Origin of the sequence: Sporofaciens sp. JLR.KK001 (assembly GCF_036941055.1) — a bacterium.
Taxonomy (GTDB): Bacteria; Bacillota; Clostridia; order Lachnospirales; family Lachnospiraceae; genus Sporofaciens.
In genome coordinates, this window is sequence record NZ_JAYMNO010000001.1 from 3,451,303 (window position 1) to 3,471,940 (window position 20,638).

Genomic DNA, 20,638 nt, shown 5'->3' on the forward strand with positions numbered 1-20,638 from the left:
AAATGTTATAATAATTGTAATTATTCATAATATTTTATACAAAAAGGAGGAATGAACGTAAAATGAGTAGATTAGAGATTGACTCTCCAAGCCGGGCTGACATCGTGATAGAAGGTCTTTACAAAGATTTGGAACGTCGGATCGAATCCAGTCCGCCGGGATTATGCCCGGTAGATATGGCGAGGGCATTTTTGGAGTTATGTCATGCACAGACCTGCGGCAAATGTGTGCCGTGCCGAATCGGGCTTGGCCAGCTTAACCACTTGATCAAGGATGTCCTTGACGGGAAAGCAACCATGGAAACCCTGGATATTATGGAGAAGACAGCCGTGTCCGTTATGGAGTCCGCAGACTGCGCGATCGGTTATGAGGCTGCCAATATGGTGTATAAGGGACTGATCGGATACCGGGACGACTACATTGAACATATTGAGAGAGGACGATGTATCTGTACATACAGCCAGCCGGTACCCTGTGTATCCTTGTGCCCCGCCCGTGTGGATATCCCGGGTTATATCGCGCTGGTCAGGGACGGAAGGTACGCGGATGCTATACGCCTGATCCGCAAGGACAATCCGTTCCCTACAACCTGCGGCTTCATCTGCGAGCACCCCTGCGAGGCAAGATGCCGCAGAAATATGGTAGACGATGCCATCAACATCCGCGGCCTTAAGCGCGTGGCGGCAGATTTCGCAGGAGAGGTCGAACCTCCGGCATGTGCCGCGAGCACCGGCAAGAAGGTGGCGGTTCTGGGCGGCGGCCCGTGCGGCTTAAGCGCAGCTTATTATCTGCAGCTTATGGGACATCAGACCACCGTATACGAGATGCTTCCGAAGCTTGGGGGAATGCTGCGCTACGGTATCCCTAATTACCGGCTGCCGAAAGACCGGCTGGATGACGATATCAACAGCATCTTAAAGACCGGCGTAGAAGTCAGATACGGGGTGAAGGTCGGAACAGACATTACGATCCAGGAGATCCAGAAGGAGTATGACGCGGTACTCATCGCCGTCGGCGCGAGCACCGACAAGAAATTGGGAATAGAAGGTGAAGATGCCGCTGGCGTACTTCCCGCAGTAGAATTCTTAAGAGATGTGGGAATGAACAAGATTATGGACCTGACCGGCAAGGAAGTCGCCGTGATCGGAGGCGGCAACGTATCCATGGATGCCGTGCGTACCGCCAAGCGTCTGGGCGCTAAGAAGGTCAGCATCGTTTACCGCAGAAGGATTGCAGATATGACGGCCCTCTACGATGAGATCGAAGGAGCGATCGCTGAAGGTATCGAGATGCAGACACTAAAAGCCCCTGCTTCCATTGACGTAGACGAGAATAATCATGTAAAAGGCATCTATGTGACTCCGCAGATGGTAAGCGCGATCCGAGATGGACGCGCAAGCATCCGGCCTACCGGAGAAGAGAATATCTATATCCCATGCGACGTTCTGATCATTGCGATCGGCCAGAATATTGAGACGAAACATTTCGAGGACGCCGGAGTTCCGGTAGCCCGCGGCAAGATTGTCACCACCAGCACCGGAGCCTTTAAGGACATGCCGGGTGTATTTGCCGGAGGAGACAGTGCAAGCGGCCCTGCCACCGTGATCAAAGCGATCGCCGGAGCGAAGGTGGTCGCGGCAAATATTGATGAATATCTTGGTTATCATCATATTATCACCAGTGATGTTGAAGTACCGATCCCGAATATCGACGACAGAACTCCGTGCGGCCGCGTCAATCTTACGGAACGCGAAGCCGGAATCAGAGTCTGCGACTTTGAAGGTGTGGAAAACTGCATGACAGAGAAAGAAGCAATACAGGAAGCAAACCGCTGCTTACGGTGCGATCATTTCGGATATGGAATATTCAAAGGAGGCAGAGAGAAATTATGGTAAATCTTACAATAGACGGAAAACAGATTTCAGTAAAAGAAAATACCACAATCATGGAAGCTGCCGATCAGAACGGAATCACGATTCCAAGCCTTTGCTATCTGAAAGGAATCAATGAGATCGCAGCCTGCCGTGTGTGTGTCGTAGAACTAGAAGGAAAAGAACGGCTGATCACCGCATGTAACAATGTAGCCGAAGAAGGCATGGTCGTCTATACGAACAGTCCGAAGGTAAGAAACCACCGACGGAACACGGTAGAGCTTATCCTGTCGCAGCATGACTGCCTGTGCGTCACCTGCCCAAGAAGCGGCAACTGCAGTCTCCAGAAGATTGCCAATGACCTGGATATTCTGGAGATCCCGTTCAAACGAGAGCTGGAGCATCAGCCTTGGGACAAACATTTCCCGCTTATCCGCGACTCAGCCAAATGTATCAAATGTATGCGCTGTATTCAGGTCTGCGACAAGGTACAGGGGTTGAATATCTGGGATCTGGAGGGAACCGGCTCCCGCACTACAGTCAATGTAGCCGGCCATAAGACCATCGAAGAGTCTGACTGTTCCTTATGCGGACAGTGTATCACCCATTGCCCGGTAGGCGCACTCCATGAGCGAAGCGACACCGGCAAAGTATGGAAAGCTCTTGCCGATAAGGATAAGATCGTTGTCGCACAGGTTGCCCCGGCCGTCCGCGCCGCATGGGGTGAGCAGATCGGCCTTGCACCGGAAAAAGCTACCATCGGCAAGATCATGGACGCACTCAAGAGGATGGGTGTCGATTATGTATTCGATACCGTATTTTCAGCAGACCTCACCATCATGGAGGAAGGGCACGAATTCGTTTCCCGCTTCACAGACGGAGAGCTTAAAGACCGGCCTATGTTCACATCCTGCTGTCCTGGATGGATCCGTTTCATCAAGAGCCAGTTCCCTCACCTTGTGAAATATCTGTCCACAGCCAAATCTCCGCAGCAGATGTTCGGAGCGGCGATGAAGACATATTTTGCACAGAAGCTTGGAGTAAGCCCCGACAAGATATTTACCATATCCGTAATGCCTTGCGTAGCAAAAAAAGCCGAGCGCGAGATGGAACTGTTCTATGAAGAATATGCCGGACACGATATCGATGTGGTCATCACCACCAGAGAATTGGTTAAGATGATCCGCTCCGCACACATCCGTCCTGAGACGCTTGAGGATATCGAGAGCGACCGTCCGATGCATGACGGTACCGGAGCCGGCGTGATCTTCGGCGCTACGGGCGGCGTTATGGAGGCGGCCCTCCGAAGCGCCTACTATATCATCAAGAAGGAGAATCCTCCGGCTGATGCATTCAAGGCGGTACGAAGCAGCGGATTCAATGAAAATAACGGCGTTCAGGAGGCGGAATTCGCCATCGACGACATTAAAGTCAGGACTGCAGTAGTCAGCGGACTTGGCAACACGAGGGCCCTTCTTAACAAGATCGAGTCTGGGGAAGTGCACTATGACTTCGTAGAGGTCATGGCCTGTCCCGGTGGCTGCGTAGGAGGCGGCGGCCAGCCGATCCACGACGGCGAGGAGCTGGCGTTTGAAAGAGGCAAGAATCTGTATGAGCTGGATGAGAATATGGAACTGCGCTTCTCCCACGAGAATCCGGACATTCTTAAAATGTATGAAGAATTCTTCGAGAAACCGAATTCACATAAGGCTCACATGCTCCTGCATACCGAACATATCAGACAAGACTAGCGGACAAGACTATTGATCCTAGAGAACTCCCGGAACCCTCTGTATTGGAGGTCTCCGGGAGTTTAAATTTAAAAAAAGAAAAAGTCTCAAAATATCATTATTTCAAGATGTTAGCGTCGGACACACAGCAGTACGGAATCTTCATTGAAGAACTCGCCCCATTTATCGGATCCTTTGTTGCTTGTAAATATCATCGTGTCCGGACCTTCTTTATATTAAAAAGGTGTAAAGCCCTTAACAACTGAATAAAGACTTTACACCATTTATGATTACTCTTGCTCTTTCGGATCGTGAGTCTCGACGTACTCTATAATCGCTAGTATTTCATCACTACTCATACCCTTTTCTTTCAATTTACGGATAAGATTAACTACTTCTTTACCTGTCATATCCTCACCACCTTTATAAGTGCCGTTTACTTGGTACTTTTATTATATCAATCGGTAATTGTAGTGTAAAGCCTTTATTCAATTGTCAAAGTACTTTTTGTAGGTTATTCGACTGGTATCAACTCTACAACAATGTAAGCTATCTCTTATGTCAGTTTTGCAGTAAAATATAGTGCCGTGGATGCTGATCAGGGAAAACCTGCCTGTAAGACGTATATAAGACTCATATAAGGACGTATAAGACAATAAGGGTTTGTGATGTTAGATTCTGGTATTGTGTGCTTTGATGGCTATATGGGCTTGTATGGGCGTTTAAAGAGCTTTAAAAGGGCGTTGTAAAGGTATGCAAGACAGTGTGTAAAGTATGGCATGGATGGCATGGTATAGGCGAGATAACATAGATAGGATGTATGTATATAGCTTGCTGGATATATGAGTATGGAGCGCCGCTCTGATACCACATCAACCATCTTTTGTACCCAGTACAGGAAGGACGATTGGATCAAGCGGCTTGGGAATGGCGTACAGGAGGAAGCAATCGTTGACCGGTATGCCCTGGCACCTTTTTTCCATTTTACAATACATCGGCTATTATGTTGGTTTCCGGATTCTTGACCGATATACTACTAAGATAATATATGTCTCTACCTGTCTTTGTTACACCAAGCGCATTGACTATTATCTCTTTAGGATAATCTTTAATATCTTCTCCAGAGTACACCCATAGCTTTGCACCACTTTTTAAATTTCTGCACCCATTTGTCACCATTTGTACAGTATATGGCAGCATAACACAGGACGATATAAGTTCATAAAAAAAACAGGGAAAGTCTCAAAATACTGCTATTTCAAGGCTTTCCCTGGTTTTTTCCTTATCATTATCTTTTATTTCGCATAGTCCGTGACACGTGATTCGCGGATTACATTGACCTTGATCTGTCCAGGGTATTCTAACTCATACTCTATCTGCTTTGCTATATCCCTGGCCATCAATACCATATCCGCATCAGATACCTGCTCTGGAACTACCATAACTCGAATCTCTCTACCCGCTTGAATAGCAAAAGATTTGTCAACGCCCTTAAACTGGTTGGTGATATCTTCTAACTGTTTTAACCTGTTGGTATATGTTTCTAATGTCTCTCTTCTGGCGCCCGGCCGTGCAGCCGAAATGGTATCCGCCGCCTGAACGACACAGGCAATCAGACTCTCCGGTTCTACATCGCCGTGATGCGCCTCAACCGCATTGATGACCGTCGCCGATTCCTTGTACTTCCTGCAGAGATCCACACCAATCTGGATATGTGAACCTTCTACATCATGATCGATCGATTTGCCCACATCATGAAGAAGTCCTGCCCGCTTAGCGATCCTGACATCCAACCCGATCTCGCCCGCAAGAAGCCCCGCAAGCTGTGAAACCTCAACAGAATGCTTGAGTGCATTCTGTCCGTAGCTTGTCCGGAATTTCATACGTCCAAGAAGCCGGATCAGTTCCGGATGGATACCGTGAACACCCACTTCCAGAGCAGCCGCCTCTCCTTCTTCCCGGATCATGGCATCTACTTCCTTCTGGGCCTTCTCCACCATCTCCTCAATCCTTGCCGGATGAATACGTCCGTCAACGATCAGCTTCTCTAAGGCAATCCTTGCGACTTCTCTTCTGATGGGATCAAATCCCGATAATACAACCGCTTCCGGTGTATCATCAATGATCAGCTCAACACCCGTCATCGTCTCCAACGTACGGATATTGCGCCCCTCACGTCCTATGATCCTTCCCTTCATCTCGTCACTTGGAAGCTGTACGACCGAAATCGTGGTCTCTGCAACATGATCTGCCGCACATCTCTGGATCGCGGTGACAACGAATTCCTTCGCCTTCTTGTCCGCCTCTTCCTTCGCCTGCGTCTCTAATTCCTTGATCATTCTGGCGGTGTCATGCTTGACATCATCCTCAACAGTTTTTAATAAATACTCTTTTGCTTGTTCGGAGGTAAGTCCTGAGATTCTTTCCAGTTCCTGCACTCTCTGTCTGCCCAACTCTTCCACTTTCGCTTCACGCTGACGCAGTTGTTCTTCTTTTGCCGCATGTCCTGCCTCACGCTTCTCGATCGCATCCGCTTTCTTATCTAAAGCCTCTTCTTTGGAAAGTACACGCTTCTCATAACGTTGTAACTCGTTTCTGCGTTCCTTGGTCTCTTTCTCAAGTTCATTCTTGTTCTTAATAGACTCTTCTTTAATTTCCAAGAGAGACTCCTTCTTCTTCGCCTCAGCCGTCTTCACTGCGTCATCAATGATTTCCCTTGCTTTTGTCTCCGCATTCCCAATCTTGGACTCTGCATTCTGCTTCAGATTGGAAACTGTCAGGAAATGACTGATGACTGCTGCCGCTACGATCAGCACAACTCCTACAGCAATTAATATTCCATTCGGCACAGGAGCACCTCCTTATTCAGTTTTCATTGTACAAATACAACACTTAGATTTTATACTGTTTTCACAAAGATGTCAAGCTTTCCGCCCACAACATTTGACTTTCGTTCTCCTAATTGTTATTGTTCACTCATCTTAAGGGCCCGCCGAATCTCGTCATAGCCGAATCCCTTGCGCAGCAGATATCCCGCCATCTTCTGCGTCTGAACATAATCGGCCGTCTCTGCATCGAACCGCTTCTTCCTGATAAGCGCCTCTATCGCCGTCCTGGATGCATCCCCGTCATAATACTCCTCCAGGGCTTCCTCCGCTTCATCACGGCCAATCCCCTTCCGGCACAGCGCCGCATATAATTCTCTCCTGCTCTTCCGGTTCTTCCTGCCTTCGATAAAACTCCTTGCATACTCCCGGTCGTTGAGGTAACCAAATGACTTCACATACCGAACCGCTTCTTCCACCGCCTCCTCCGTATAACCGCCCTGCTCAAGCTTACTGCGAAGCTGTGCTTCCGTACGCCCCATGTCGCTTAACAGATGCAGCGCCCTCGCCTTAACCCGCTTCACAATGATATCCCGGAAGATCTCATTATAATCTTCCTCGTCAAGTTCACTGTCCACCGCTATATGATACCGTGATAACTCTCCATTATACAGGACAAACGCAAACTGTTCGTCTATGTACACGCGGAATCTGGTCTTCGTGACCGGCTCAATCTTCGTAACCGTCATATCTTATGCTTCCTCTGTCCCTTGCGTATCATCCGCATCCGTCCCGTCTGCAGCTTCCGCCTGCTCCGGTTCTTCCTTCACCGTTTCTTTGGAGGCCTGGGACTTCCTGCCCCCGCCCTTCTTGCCGTCCTTTGGCAGCGGCTTCGAATTCTTGTCGTCTAACGGCGCATCCTCAGCTATATTATAATGACTGCGGATCTTAGCCTCCAATTCCTTCATGACCTCCGGATGCTCCTTGAGATACGTCTTGGCATTCTCACGTCCCTGGCCGATCTTATCTCCGTTATATGCAAACCATGATCCGCTCTTGCTCACCAGCTTACAATCCACCGCAAGATCCAGGATATCGCCTTCCCGTGAAATCCCCTGACCGAACATAATGTCGAATTCTGCTTCCTTGAACGGCGGCGCGATCTTATTCTTCACAACCTTCACACGAGTCCTGTTCCCCACCATATCTCCGCTCTGCTTGAGCGTCTCCACTCTTCTGACATCCATGCGGATAGACGCATAAAACTTAAGCGCCCGTCCTCCTGTAGTCGTCTCCGGATTCCCGAACATAACCCCGACCTTCTCACGAAGCTGATTGATGAAGATGACCACACAGTTAGACTTGCTGATCACCGGCGTCAGCTTCCTGAGCGCCTGTGACATCAGCCTGGCCTGCAGGCCTACATGGCTGTCGCCCATATCCCCTTCGATCTCCTGCTTCGGCACCAACGCAGCCACAGAGTCTACAACGATGATGTCCATCGCACCGGATCGCACCATCGTCTCGGTGATCTCAAGCGCCTGATCCCCGCTGTCCGGCTGAGAAATATACAGTTCATCTATATCCACTCCGATATTCTTCGCGTAGACAGGGTCCAACGCATGCTCCGCATCAATAAAGCCCGCGATCCCTCCACGCTTCTGTACTTCCGCGATCATATGTAGCGCAACCGTCGTCTTACCGCTGGATTCGGGTCCATACACCTCCACGATACGTCCTCTCGGAACACCGCCAAGACCCAACGCAAGGTCCAGACTCAAAGACCCTGTCGGAATCGTCTCCACCACAACCTGCGCCTTGGGATCTCCAAGCTTCATGACCGTCCCTTTGCCGAAATCTTTCTCAAGCTTCGCTATCGCAGCATCCAATGCCTTCTTCTTATCTTCATTCGCCATAATAAAATCTCCTTCCCGCACATCGAACAAACGTTTGTTCCATGGTTAATATACTATTATACTTATCTCAAAATGTCAACACTTAATTCAGGAAAAAACAGGAAAACTTAGAATCAATCAAGATATATCGCTTTAGATAAATAGAACTGTCCAACCCCTCAAGGACTATTCTGACTGTCATTAAAATACCACACTTCATCTCTTTCGTCAACCGTCAGGCGAAAAGAATCCCATCTTTTCACAGTTCACATTGATGTTCACACTTACGGTGCCCGCAGCAATGAATCCGGCCTATCTTAAGCCGCCTTACAGCAAGAGCCGGATTCCTGCCCCGGTAATGTACTCTCCATATCGGATGAAGCTTTTACAGAGACGCAAGCTTAAGGATCCACAGGATTGCCCAGCCCAGATCCCTTTCTTCCACTCCTTTCTCCGTCACCACATCATAAGAAGCGATCTCCTCCCCGTCAAGTAAATACCTGATCCTGCCGGCCACCTCGCCCTCCTTCACAGGAGCCGAAAGCGTCTCCTCCACCTCTGTCTGCACCTCGCAGGCTTCATCTCCCCGCAGGAGTACAGGGATCTCCTCCTTTTCTTTCACACAGACCGGTATCCTGATCCGGCTCTCATAAGGAGCTGCCTCTTCTATTCCGCCGTCCACCTTAACCTTGGGAAGTTCAACATCCTCCCACACGTCGCGGTACTCATAGTTGGCAATCCCATACTCCATCAGCTTCCGGGTATCCGTCCATTTATACCCTTTATTATTCGGCCAGCCGCAGGCTAAGAGCGCCACGATAAATGTTCTGTTATCCCGCGTCAGCGCGCCCACATAGCAGTATCCCGCGTCTGCCGTAAACCCTGTCTTGCCGCTTAACGCCCCTTCCATCATATCCAGAAACGCATTGTGGTTATTGCAGGAGAAATTCCTGCTTCCGTCCACATTTGCAAACTGATAACTCTTCGTCCTCGTGATCTCAAGAAATTCTTCCCTGCAGGGCGACTGGGCGATACAGTAACGCATGATCACAGCCAGGTCCCTGGCCGTCGTAGAATGTACTCCGCCCTCATCACTGGCGTCAAGGCCATTAGGCGTCACAAAATGCGTATCATTGCAGCCAAGCTCCTTTGCTTTCTGGTTCATAAGTCCGGCAAATTCCTCCACCGTGCCGGCAATCCCTTCCGCGATCACCACCGCGCTGTCGTTATGGGATTCCAGCATCAGCGAATACAAGAGGTCGCGCAGATAGAACTGCTCCTGATCCTTAACCCCAAGCCTTACCTTGGGCTGGCCGGCCGCATTGGCAGACGCAGTAACGATCTGGTCCTCCTGCCTGTTCTCCAGTGCAAGGATACAGGTCATGATCTTGGTCGTGCTCGCCATCGGCCGAATCTCTTTCTCTTCTTTGCCAAATAAAACACGCCCACTGTCAGCATCCAGAAGCACCGCTGACCGGGCGTACAACTGCTCCGGTGCATCCCCGCTTTCTTCTGCACAGGCACGGACCCCGCCAAACGCAGAAAGCAATAGACAACACACAAGACCATATAATAATATTTTCTTCATCATCCGCCACACCCATATACCACCATGTTATTGCAGTATATGAAATTATAAGCTTCTCTATTCATACATTATCGAACGATAGTCCGCCCCTTTCTCCACAATTTTTCCCATCCTCCACATGAATCATCCTCGTCCCATATTCCGCAGCTGCCGTATCATGGGTCATCATCAGCACCGTCATGCCGTTCCGATTCAACTTCTGCAGCAGCTCCATCACCACCCTACTGGCCGAATTATATCTGGCGAAACTCCGCTATATTTTCCAGCGTATTCAGCTCAATTTTCCAGTATAAAGCTGATAATACATCCCCTTTTTTGCCAGCAGGCTGTCATGGCTTCCCCGTTCCACAATCCGCCCATGATCCAACACCATAATTACATCCGAGTTTTTGATCGTGGAAAGCCTGTGAGCAATCACGAATACTGTCCTGCCTTTCATAAGCTGATCCATACCTTCCTGCACGATTTTTTCTGTCCGGGTGTCAATGCTTGAAGTAGCTTCATCCAGAATCAGAACCGGAGGATCAGCCACCGCGACTCTCGCAATCGCCAGGAGCTGCCGCTGTCCCTGGGAAAGACTACTGCCGCTGCCTTTCAGACCAGTCTGATACCCCTCTGGAAGTCTCATGATAAACTCATGGGCATTTGCCAGTTTTGCAGCCCTTATTACTTCTTCCTCCGCAGCATCCAGCTTTCCATAACGGATATTATCCATGACTGTTCCCGTAAACAAATGCGTATCCTGCAAAACAATCCCAAGGGAATGTCGCAGATCTTCTTTCCTGATCTTGTTGATGTTAATCCCGTCATACCGTATTTTTCCATCCTGAATATCATAAAAACGGTTCAGCAGGTTGGTAATGGTCGTTTTCCCGGCTCCCGTCGCCCCTACGAAGGCTACTTTCTGCCCCGGCTTTGCAAAAATCTCAATGTCATGCAGAACAGTCTTTCCTTCTGTATAGCCAAAATCCACATGATCAAAGACCACATCCCCCTGCATGGGCTGATAGGTTGTCGTATTGTCTGCCTTATGATAATGCTTCCACGCCCACATCCCCGTCCTGTCAGGAACTTCCGTCAGATTTCCCTTTTCATCATAGCGTGCATTTACCAGCTTTACATATCCGCCGTCCTTTTCCGGCTCCTCATCCAACAGCCCAAAAATCCTCTCTGCTCCTGCGATTGCCATAATGATAGAATTCAACTGCTGTGAAAGCTGCGAGATCGGCTGATTGAAGGAACGGGAAAACTGCAGGAAAGACGCCAGCGTTCCAAGAGTCATCTGCCCGCCAAAGATAGACAGGCAGGCCCCGACCATCGCGATTACCGCATAGCTGACATACCCAAGGTTGCCAAGCACAGGCATCAGGATGCTGGCATAACGGTTCGCATTGTTCGTGCTGTCCCGCAGCTTTACATTCAGATCCTTAAAATCCTGTATACAGGCTTTCTCGTGGCAGAACACCTTCACTACCTTCTGGCCTTCCATCATTTCCTCTATGTATCCGTTCAGACTTCCCACGTCCGTCTGCTGCTTCACAAAATAGTGCCCGCTCTTTGAGGATATTGTCCTCGTTGCGAATACCATGCAGACTACCATCACAACCGTAATCAGTGTCAATGGACGGCTTAAAACCAGCATAGATACAAAAACACCCACAATCGTGATCACCGCGGACAGCATCTGCGGCATACTCTGGCTGATCACCTGCCGCAGGGTATCCGTGTCATTGGTGTAAATGCTCATGATGTCCCCATGGGATTTTGTGTCAAAATAGCGGATGGGCAGATGTTCCATGTGACGGAACAGGTCATCCCTTACTTTTTTTAACATTCCCTGCGACACATAAATCATAATGTAGTTATAAGCCCACGTGCAGAACACTCCGATATAATAAACTGCCGCCATCACAAGCAATGCTTTGAAAAGAGGGGACAGATCGGGCTGTGTCTGATTCACAAATGGCAGGATGTAGTCATCAATCAGGTTCCGCATGAACAGAGTGCCGCCAATATTCGCGGCGGTGCTGATCAGAATACATAACGCCACCAACAGGCACTGCCATTTATATTCTTTCAGGATATAAGCAATCAGCCGCTTTAACGTCGCCCCCATATTCTTTTTATTCCCTACGATCATCATCGCCGCCCTCCTTCGTCTGTGACTCATAAATTTCTCTGTAAATCGGGCTGTTTTCCAACAGTTCTTCATGGGTGCCGGCTGATTTCATCCTGCCGTTGTCAAATACCAGAATCCTGTCCGCATCCTGGATCGACGAGATTTTCTGGGCTATGATAATCTTTGTGGTATCCGGTATCTTCTCCCGGAATGCCCTGCGGATCAGTACATCCGTCTTTGTGTCAACTGCACTTGTGGAATCATCGAGGATCAGGATTTTCGGTTTCTTTAAAAGCGCTCTGGCAATACAGAGCCTTTGCTTCTGCCCGCCCGATACATTTGCCCCACCCCGCTCAATGTGGGTGTCATACCCTGCCGGGAAATCCCGGATAAATTCATCCGCCTGGGCAAGACGGCACGCATTTATGATCTCATCATCCGTTGCGTCTTCTTTTCCCCACCGCAGGTTCTCTTTGATCTTCCCGGAAAAGAGGACATTTTTCTGAAGGACCACAGCCACACTGTCCCGCAGACTGGCCATGTCATAATCCTTTACCGGAATGCCCCCAACCCGTACCTCGCCCCTTGTGACATCATAAAGCCTTGGTATCAATGCGGCAAAAGAGGACTTTGCGCTCCCGGTTCCTCCAAGAACGCCAATGGTCTCTCCTGGTCTGATATGAAGGTTTAGATCACTGATCACTTCCTTGCCAGGATTGGACGGATACGCAAAACCTACCTGTTCAAAATCAATAGAACCATCCGCGACCTCCCTGATTGCATGGGGAACGTTAAATAAATCCGGCTCCTCCGTCAGCACCTCAGAAATCCTTTCCCCCGATGCCCTCGACATGATGAGCATCACAAACGTCATGGATACCATCATCAGACTGATCAGAATATTGATCACGTATGTAAACATACTCATAAGCTGCCCTTCTGTCAGGCTTCCCGCAATAATCATTTTCGCGCCCATCCATGAAATCAGTAAAATACATGAATACATGGAAAACTGCATGACAGGGGAATTCAGCGCAAGCAGCTTTTCCGCGCTTACAAACAGGCTGCGGATTTTTTCACTTTCCGTTTCAAACCGTCCAATCTCATGATCCTCACGTACAAAAGATTTTACCACCCGTATTCCGTTTACATTTTCCTGCACCTTTGCATTCAATTCATCGTATTGATGAAAAACTTTCCTTAAAGTCGGATTTGCCTTCGATGAGATCAGGGCAAGCACGGCTGCCAGACAGACGATCACCACCAAAAAAATACGGGCAAAACGGGGGTGTATCATAAATGTCATCACCATCGCGCTGACCAGCATGATCGGTGCCCTCACGCAGATGCGGATGGACATCTGGAACGCCTGCTGTACGTTCATCACGTCTGTCGTCATTCTGGTCACAAGTCCTGCTGTAGAAAATTTATCGATATTGGAGAAAGAAAAGGCCTGTATCTTCTCGTACATTGCCTTCCTCAGATTCATGGCAAACCCAGAACTGGCACTGGAAGCCGTCCTGCCTGATTCCACCCCAAACCACAACGCCAGCAATGCCGCCACGATCATGCCAAGCCCGATCAGCACAACTTTCCCAAGGCTCCGGCTTTCCAGTCCATAGTCAATAATGGCCGCCATGATAATGGGGATGATCACCTCCATGATCACTTCCATAACCACAAGAACAGGAGTGAGAATGGCATCCCGTTTAAATTCTCCAATGTATTTCACCAATGTCTTAAACATAAAATCCCTCCTGGCAGTCCCGTCTCAACTGCTCCTGACACCATCACGCCAGTAGCCGGATCGCGACCACTGCCAACTTCTTTTTTCACTATTGCCCTGCATTTATGGACCGATAAATATCGCAGATGACAGAAACACATTTTTCAACCCCAATCAGGCTGCTGTCCAGGCACAAATGGTAATTCTCCGCAAGGCCCCATACCTGATCCGCATAATATTTATAGTGGGAAGCCCTGCGCTTATCCAACCGTTCCATTTCCCTGACCGCCTCGTCATAAGACACATGGTTTCTTTCCATGAGATGCTTTGCCTTAAATGCTTTTTCCGCATGAATATAGATATTCAGACTGTTTCCTGTTTCTTTCAGAATAGAATCCGCGCAGCGTCCCACGATCACACAGGGTTCTTTTTCTGCAAGTTCCGTGATGATCTTTCTCTGGGCAAAGAAAATTTCATCCTGCAGGTATTCCGAATTTCCGGAGGGCATGGTACGGGAATACGATAAATTTTTCACCAGATTATACAGCATACTGCTGTTACGGTGTTCCCCCTGTTCCTCCACGAACTCTTTTCCAAAACCGCTTTCCTGCGCCGTCATCTCTATCAGTTCTCTGTCATAAAAGGGAACGCCAAGTATTTTAGCAGCCTGCTCCCCTATGGTATGTCCGCCGCTTCCGCACTGCCGTCCGATTGTAATAACCTGAACTGCCATAATCCATTACCTCCCTGCTGTTTCTTTTTGTCCCTTATCCTCAAAAATACGTTTCCAGAATACTTTCACTGTAATCAACGCAATAATTCCAGACAATGCGTCAGAAAACGGCCCTGCCCATAAAATTCCTTCCACTCCCATTGTATAGCCTAAAACCAGCATAGCCGGGATCAACAGGATAATCTGCCTTGAAAGGGTAAGCGCCGCGGCCGGAACTGGCTTTCCGATTGCCTGGAAAAAAATACCTACAACTGCGCCCGACGGGATCAGAAAACAGGCAAGCAGATAAATGCGGAAACATTTTACCGCGAATTCTACATAAAGGTCTGATTCCTGTCCAAAAATACCGATGATCTGCTCCGGGAAAACCTGGAAGATAAACAATGCCGCAAACATGATTGCGGTGCCCCAAATAAGCGACCATTTTAATGTACTTTTCACACGGTCATGCTGTCTGCTTCCGTAATTGTATCCAAGAATTGGCTGCACGCCGCTTGCAATCCCTAATGTAACTCCGGTAATCAGCTGGCTGACCTTCATCGTGACACCCAAAGCTGCCAACGGAATATCAGCTCCATATTTAGAAACCGCCCCGTACTTTACCAGCATATTATTCATAATTGCAATAACGAACACCGAAGCAACCTGTGAAATAAGGCTGGATGTCCCAAGAGAAGCGATGTTCCCCACAACCTTTACATCCGGGATAAAATATTCTTTTTTTATTTTAATTGTCTTAAATTGAAACAAACAGATAATAAAGTAAAACGCGTTCAATACCTGCCCCAGTATCGTCGCCCATGCGGCTCCTTTTACGCCCCACCCGCATACAAAAATAAAAATCGGATCAAGAATCATGTTTGTAGCACATCCGATCAGAAGACCAACCATGCTTATCTTTGGTCTGCCGTCAGCACGGATCGGGCTTCCGAAAGCAGAACAGATGATTGAAAAGGGAAATCCAAGTACAATGATCCGTCCATAGTCCAGCGCATAAGGCAGTACGTTATCCGTAGCCCCAAACAGCCGGCAAAGCGGTGTCAAAATCAATTCAAACAAGATCATCAGGACAATTCCAGTTCCAATGACTATCACTACCATATTCCCTATGCCTTTTGCAGCCTTTTCCGGTTCCTTTTTCCCAAGGTGCAGGCTCATAAAAGCTGCCGCCCCGTCTCCAAACATAAAGCCAAGAGCCAGCATAATCGTTGAGATCGGCATAATTACATTCGTTGCCGCATTTCCAAGATATCCTACACCCTGGCCGATAAAGACCTGGTCTACCATGTTATACAGTGAATTCACCACAATGGAAATAATACTTGGCACTGCATAACGCATCATCAGTTTTCCAACCCTTTCTGTGCCGAGAGTGTTGGTTTTCGTTATTGTTGCTTCCATTTTCTACCTCCTGGTTTTATAAATCTGCTGAGCGGGTATCCGGCATCTTATCCATACCCGGCTCCCTTTTCGGTTAGTTCCATATTCTCCTGCATTTTCTTTAACACATCTGAAAAAATCTCTAGCTCCTCTGCCCCGATACCTGCCGTCAGCCGCTTTTCCAGCAGGGCGATATGCCGCTCAACCTGCTCCTTCATTTCCACTGTGTGGCTAGTTGGCAGTACTTTCTTCAGGCGGTCATCACTGGAGACCTTTTCCCTCCGAATAAAATCTTGTGCCTCCATTTTCTTTAAAAGCATAGAAACAGATGCGCTCCGTATGTTTAATTCCTCTTCTATATCTTTCTGATATATCTCCCTGTCCGGATATGACACCAGGACAAAGTTCAAGATTCTTATCTGTGTGCCGCAGCGTCCTGTTGTTGTATCAAAAACCCTTTTTATCTGATTGGCCAGCCCCAAAACAGAACCGGCACACTGTTTTCCATCCATAGTCCACGTCTCTTTCTTAAACCAATGTTAACAACTTAGTAGTGGCATGATATCACAATAGGATTAAGCTATTAAACCAATAATAGCAGATGATAGAAATGATTAAAATACACTGAAAAAAGGGCAGACTTTCCCCTTGGTTGCTATCAGCTGTTTTTTTAGATATGGCGTTTGTATTGTAGAATATAAAGAAACTGGCACCACCACCTTTCTTAAATGGTATTAGTGTGTAGTCTTGTTATTGTAATGATGTTTGACTTTTCTTGGAGTTGTACGTAGATTTGATTCCCCGCTGCCCTTTTTGTCACACACCCGGTGAGATACGGCAAAATCAAATATACAGCGGATGATGCCATACTTTTCTGTGTCTGTATCAGCATCCATATATTCTCCTATATGACGGCTCAGGTATCCGACAAGCTCATTCATGTTTGTCATATATTTGTTCTGATTCCCTTTCTGGTTTATGGTGCTGTCAACAATGCCGTCCGTCTCCCGCTTTATGGCAAGAGCCAGGTTTGCAAGCAATACCGATATCCAGAATTCCTGGAGAACGGAGTTCTCGGAATAGCCCCGGAAATTAGTGAGCCCGATCTTTTCTTTGACAAGCTTATAATTCTCCTCCACCGGCCATCTAAGGAAGTAACACTGGCGGAACAGTTCTTTGGCAAGGTCAAAATCATTTGTGATCAGCGTTTCCACCGTCCCACTTGGGAGGTAAAATTTAAGGATGCGTACTTTCCTGCCATCAAGGAAAAAGATATAGTCACTGATTCCATTTCGATCCGCCGGTACAGGGAGTGCATCAATATCCGTGTTAAATTTAGTCCTTAACCGGAAGAGATATCCGGCATGTAAGGTGTCTTCGATAAAAGAAAATAAATTTTTTGAAGCATATCCCCTATCGAAGACAAATATGGTGTATAATAGATTCGTCCGTGCTTTGCTTTTTATATTTTGCATATGCCTTATGGCAAGGGTACGTTCACCGACGCTCATGGGTTCGAGCTGTGCATCAAGGATGCGGTGATTCAGTACATCAAAAGCAACACTGGCAATGGCAGTGGGAGAGTTTTGGCCTCTCCCTATGCTGCCGTATTTATCAAGAAGAGTCTTACGGTTAGGAAGAGGTATTTTAGAGCCGTCAACAGCAATGATCTGCCGTCCCCATACACCCATGAAACGTGAATGGAAATCCAGGGAATCCCTGCTGCAAAGGAAGTCAAGTACACGTTCGAAGCATTCTTTGAAAATAGAGTGATCAATGCCGGAACGGGCCTTGCTGAAAGCCTGTTGGGAACATTTCACAGTATCAGAGATTGGAATTCCTGATATATGCCGCAATTCGGTAAAGAATTCATCCAGTGATGAAGAAATAGTTTTCTTGGAATTTCTTAATAACAGTTTGATCAATGTCCAATAGGGAAGTTTCCCGCAATTGCGTGTAAAAGCCCCTTTTCTGTTTCTGGCCCGTTCAAGGACATGTGGATCAAGTAATGTGTTACAGATAATATCGACTAAGATTTGAATTAAATTCATACGATGCAGCCCCCTTAAAAAAGTAATATAAACAAGGGCTGCGCCGCATTTTTTGGAGCTTATGTCAATAGTAAATATGCTGGTTTTTATGGGCGAATTTTGTGCAATATTTTAATCGTATTAGTGGTTATAAATAAAGAAAGGCACAGGGAATCCCGTGCCAATTAAAAGAAACACTATATGTTGTAGTTGCTTGAGTTAGGTTGTTAACATTGTACCTGAATCCGTGAACTTCGTTTAAAGTAATACTTTGGCATGCTTCTAAAATTCAATATCTTGATATATATCGGCTAAGATATGGTGCTCACCGAATAGGTGGATAATTATTGCCTTTTTTCCGCTGTCGGTGTATAATGATATCATCATCTTATACACACGGAGGCCAACTAAAATGAGCATGAAAGAACATGTTATGTTTGCATATAACACCATAAAGTATACATTCAGCAATTCCAGGATTACACCCTATGGCGGTCTGCTGATTCCAGGACAGATGTTAAAAGCTGTTGATTTTGACACGAAAATTGACAAATATTCTTCGCCATCCAAGGAATATAAGAACAGTGATGTACTAAAGGCCATGCTTATCGGTATACTCTGTGGGAACGCTGACTTCGAATCCATCCATGAAACCGATGATGACCCTGAGTTTTTCTGCAATGCTTTCCATATGCGCCATATCCCATCGGAGCCAACCATGCGGCAGCGTATGGACGAAATCGGCGCCAGTATGCAGGGTGCGCTGCGTCAGATCAATGTGGATCTGTTCAAAAAGTTTGGCGTGGAACCGTCTGCATTGGAAAATGGCTATATACCAATCGACATCGACGTGAGCCCTTTCCTTGATGAGAAATGCAATAAGGAAGGCATTTCGAGAACTTATAAAAAGAAGGATGGCTATGCGCCTATCTTCGCCTACATTGGGACAGAAGGATACCTTATTGCATGCGAACTACGGGAGGGAAAACAGCACTGCCAGAAAGGGACACCAAACTTTCTGGTCGAAGTATTAAAACTTGCCCGTCAGATTACGGACAAACCACTCTTGATTCGTCTCGACTCCGGAAACGATTCTGCGGATAATATCGGCATTTTCATGGAAGAGTGTTTCCGGGGGGACAGGGTGCATTTCATCATTAAGCGCAACATCCGCAAGGAGAATCCGCAGGAGTGGCTGGACAAAGTAGGCGGTGTATGCACAAATGTAAAGTCTTCACGGGAAGGGAAAAAGGAATACATTGGGCAGACATTCCGGGACGTATCTTATAATGTACCTGATGCCAGTTCAAAATCCGGCCATAGCAGGAAGACCGTTGGAATCCGAACCATTTACGATATAACAGAGCGTGCCTGTGACCATGATGGGCAGTACTATATCAGCCCTAAAATTGACTGTGATATGTACTCCGTCAATGTAGATTTTTCGGACGAAGACATCATAGAGCTTTACCATAAACATGGAGAAATGGAACAGTACCACAGTGAAATCAAGACGGACTTATGTGCAGAGCAGTTTCCATCTGGAAAGTTCGAAACAAACGAACTTGTCCTGGAACTGATCCAGCTGGCCTACAATCTCCTGCGGATGATTGGACAGGCATCACTTAGGATCAGCGATATCCCCATGAAAAGACCCGTAAACCGCCGGAGGCTACGCACGGTAGTTGAACGGATCATCATGACCCCCGGGGTTGTGACAAAGCATGCAAGGCAGGTGAGACTTGATCTGGGGCGGAGTAATCCCTGGAGGAACGCAGCTTCACAAATAAGCAGGATATTCCAAGCTGCAAAATAAACGAAAGATATCCTACATTTTCCTTGCCATTGGAATGGTTCAATGAGCCTTAGTTAAGGTATGGCAATTTTAGAGAAATTTTACCTAAGTGGCTGGATAGTAGTTTGATTCAAAGTGTATGATTATCGAAAACAATATTTTATTGGCATGAAATTGGTACAAAGAGTGCCTCATATTTCTTATTTACCGATTTCATTTTATTTTTAGGTTAGGTTCACGGATTCAGGATTGTATTTTATACAATACAAAGTTTTCTAAACAGAGACAATTTCCAGTAGTTTTTGGATTATTTTTATATATCATTGAAGTAACCTGAAATTTATGCAATAATTTATAAAAATAGTACAATTCATGAAAAAGGAGATTCCTTTTATGGAACAGATTATCAAAGATTTTGTAAAAGAAATGTTTGCCATATCAAAAATCCCGCACCATGAGTTTGCGGCTCCCTGCAGTAACTATGAATGGTTAGATTTTGGGTTTCGCACAAAGATTCTGGGAATCAGTAATTCCCGTCTAAACCCACTGCTAAACCGGCGGTTCATGGAATTACCTTCCCATACCATTCTTTACTGTACGGATATCTTTCAGTTTCATTATATCTTCATGCGGAATCCCGATTCGGATCATATTTATTGTATCGGACCGGTGATCTATGAACGAACCGGCGCTTCTTTTTATGACGAACTCTTTGATTCCCTGCATATTCCAAAAGAACTGTGGGAACCGATACGCAGCCACTATTCGAATGTAAAATATATTCCTTATCTGGGAATGTTAGATGATTTCACTTCTTTATGCGCCAATCGTATCTTCGGCAAAGGAAACTATACGATCCGTCATAAGTATGAATGCTTCTAGCGGTTTGTGACGTAGAAAAGGGTATAAGAAGCAAACCTTCCGAAATTCTGTTTTTGTAGACAGA

At 47.0% G+C, this 20,638-nt stretch carries 15 protein-coding genes; 4 read left to right on the forward strand and 11 right to left on the reverse strand.

From position 1 onward, the window contains the following. Positions 1–62: 62 nt before the first annotated feature. Positions 63–1,895 carry an NAD(P)-binding protein gene (locus tag VSQ62_RS17695; protein ID WP_334636104.1) on the forward strand — a complete coding sequence of 611 codons (1,833 nt, stop codon included), beginning with the start codon at positions 63–65 and terminating at the stop codon, positions 1,893–1,895. Beyond that, positions 1,889–3,622, forward strand: a complete 1,734-nt coding sequence (locus tag VSQ62_RS17700) for a [FeFe] hydrogenase, group A (RefSeq protein WP_334636105.1) — start codon at positions 1,889–1,891, stop codon at positions 3,620–3,622. The genes VSQ62_RS17695 and VSQ62_RS17700 overlap by 7 nt, the downstream gene beginning before the upstream one ends. Positions 3,623–4,896: 1,274 nt before the next feature. Here VSQ62_RS17700 and rny read toward each other — a convergent pair. From rny to VSQ62_RS17755, 11 genes are all read right to left on the reverse strand, one after another. After that, positions 4,897–6,450, reverse strand: coding sequence for a ribonuclease Y (gene rny / locus VSQ62_RS17705; RefSeq protein WP_334636106.1), 1,554 nt, complete (start codon positions 6,448–6,450; stop codon positions 4,897–4,899). Between the two features lie 116 nt (positions 6,451–6,566). Beyond that, positions 6,567–7,175, reverse strand: a complete 609-nt coding sequence (locus VSQ62_RS17710; protein ID WP_334636107.1) for a regulatory protein RecX — start codon at positions 7,173–7,175, stop codon at positions 6,567–6,569. 3 nt (positions 7,176–7,178) lie between these two features. Continuing rightward, positions 7,179–8,342 carry a recombinase RecA gene (gene recA, locus VSQ62_RS17715; protein ID WP_334636108.1) on the reverse strand — a complete coding sequence of 388 codons (1,164 nt, stop codon included), beginning with the start codon at positions 8,340–8,342 and terminating at the stop codon, positions 7,179–7,181. A gap of 364 nt (positions 8,343–8,706) precedes the next feature. After that, positions 8,707–9,909: a D-alanyl-D-alanine carboxypeptidase family protein gene (locus VSQ62_RS17720; protein WP_502957822.1), complete on the reverse strand. Its 1,203-nt coding sequence runs from the start codon at positions 9,907–9,909 to the stop codon at positions 8,707–8,709. A 61-nt stretch (positions 9,910–9,970) separates the two neighbouring features. After that, entirely contained in the window at positions 9,971–10,123 is a 153-nt protein-coding gene (locus VSQ62_RS17725) for a hypothetical protein (RefSeq protein WP_334636112.1), read from the reverse strand. Between the two features lie 57 nt (positions 10,124–10,180). Continuing rightward, complete coding sequence (locus VSQ62_RS17730) at positions 10,181–12,049, reverse strand: ABC transporter ATP-binding protein (RefSeq protein WP_334637701.1); 1,869 nt, start codon at positions 12,047–12,049, stop codon at positions 10,181–10,183. Then, on the reverse strand, positions 12,033–13,775 hold the full coding sequence (locus tag VSQ62_RS17735; protein WP_334636113.1) for an ABC transporter ATP-binding protein: 1,743 nt from the start codon (positions 13,773–13,775) through the stop codon (positions 12,033–12,035). Before VSQ62_RS17735 ends, VSQ62_RS17730 begins: the two co-directional genes overlap by 17 nt. Before the next feature lie 88 nt (positions 13,776–13,863). Beyond that, a complete protein-coding gene (locus tag VSQ62_RS17740; RefSeq protein ID WP_286083177.1) occupies positions 13,864–14,487 on the reverse strand; it encodes a cytidylate kinase-like family protein in 624 nt (207 codons plus the stop codon). Positions 14,488–14,493: 6 nt separating this feature from the next. Next, a complete protein-coding gene (locus VSQ62_RS17745) occupies positions 14,494–15,888 on the reverse strand; it encodes an MATE family efflux transporter (protein ID WP_334636114.1) in 1,395 nt (464 codons plus the stop codon). A gap of 47 nt (positions 15,889–15,935) precedes the next feature. Next, on the reverse strand, positions 15,936–16,379 hold the full coding sequence (locus tag VSQ62_RS17750) for a MarR family winged helix-turn-helix transcriptional regulator (protein WP_334636115.1): 444 nt from the start codon (positions 16,377–16,379) through the stop codon (positions 15,936–15,938). A gap of 222 nt (positions 16,380–16,601) precedes the next feature. Then, a complete protein-coding gene (locus tag VSQ62_RS17755) occupies positions 16,602–17,918 on the reverse strand; it encodes an IS4 family transposase (protein WP_288091876.1) in 1,317 nt (438 codons plus the stop codon). Between the two features lie 412 nt (positions 17,919–18,330). Between VSQ62_RS17755 and VSQ62_RS17760 the strand changes: the two genes are divergently transcribed. Together VSQ62_RS17760 and VSQ62_RS17765 are read left to right on the forward strand one after the other, a co-directional pair. After that, positions 18,331–19,713 (forward strand): IS1380 family transposase, encoded by a 1,383-nt coding sequence (locus tag VSQ62_RS17760; RefSeq protein ID WP_120397169.1) that lies wholly within the window; start codon positions 18,331–18,333, stop codon positions 19,711–19,713. Positions 19,714–20,085: 372 nt separating this feature from the next. Beyond that, positions 20,086–20,574, forward strand: coding sequence for a hypothetical protein (locus tag VSQ62_RS17765; protein WP_334636116.1), 489 nt, complete (start codon positions 20,086–20,088; stop codon positions 20,572–20,574). Positions 20,575–20,638: the final 64 nt, after the last annotated feature.

Excerpts from the sequence above, each read along its gene's own strand:
- VSQ62_RS17735 (WP_334636113.1), bottom strand. The coding sequence starts at position 13,775 with ATGTTTAAGACATTGGTGAAATACATTGGAGAATTTAAACGGGATGCC.
- VSQ62_RS17740 (WP_286083177.1), bottom strand. The coding sequence starts at position 14,487 with ATGGCAGTTCAGGTTATTACAATCGGACGGCAGTGCGGAAGCGGCGGA.
- VSQ62_RS17695 (WP_334636104.1), top strand. The coding sequence starts at position 63 with ATGAGTAGATTAGAGATTGACTCTCCAAGCCGGGCTGACATCGTGATA.
- VSQ62_RS17750 (WP_334636115.1), bottom strand. The coding sequence starts at position 16,379 with ATGGATGGAAAACAGTGTGCCGGTTCTGTTTTGGGGCTGGCCAATCAG.
- VSQ62_RS17725 (WP_334636112.1), bottom strand. The coding sequence starts at position 10,123 with ATGGAGCTGCTGCAGAAGTTGAATCGGAACGGCATGACGGTGCTGATG.
- VSQ62_RS17700 (WP_334636105.1), top strand. The coding sequence starts at position 1,889 with ATGGTAAATCTTACAATAGACGGAAAACAGATTTCAGTAAAAGAAAAT.
- VSQ62_RS17720 (WP_502957822.1), bottom strand. The coding sequence starts at position 9,909 with ATGAAGAAAATATTATTATATGGTCTTGTGTGTTGTCTATTGCTTTCT.
- VSQ62_RS17765 (WP_334636116.1), top strand. The coding sequence starts at position 20,086 with ATGGAACAGATTATCAAAGATTTTGTAAAAGAAATGTTTGCCATATCA.
- VSQ62_RS17760 (WP_120397169.1), top strand. The coding sequence starts at position 18,331 with ATGTTTGCATATAACACCATAAAGTATACATTCAGCAATTCCAGGATT.
- recA (WP_334636108.1), bottom strand. The coding sequence starts at position 8,342 with ATGGCGAATGAAGATAAGAAGAAGGCATTGGATGCTGCGATAGCGAAG.
- VSQ62_RS17745 (WP_334636114.1), bottom strand. The coding sequence starts at position 15,888 with ATGGAAGCAACAATAACGAAAACCAACACTCTCGGCACAGAAAGGGTT.
- VSQ62_RS17755 (WP_288091876.1), bottom strand. The coding sequence starts at position 17,918 with ATGAATTTAATTCAAATCTTAGTCGATATTATCTGTAACACATTACTT.
- VSQ62_RS17730 (WP_334637701.1), bottom strand. The coding sequence starts at position 12,049 with ATGATCGTAGGGAATAAAAAGAATATGGGGGCGACGTTAAAGCGGCTG.
- VSQ62_RS17710 (WP_334636107.1), bottom strand. The coding sequence starts at position 7,175 with ATGACGGTTACGAAGATTGAGCCGGTCACGAAGACCAGATTCCGCGTG.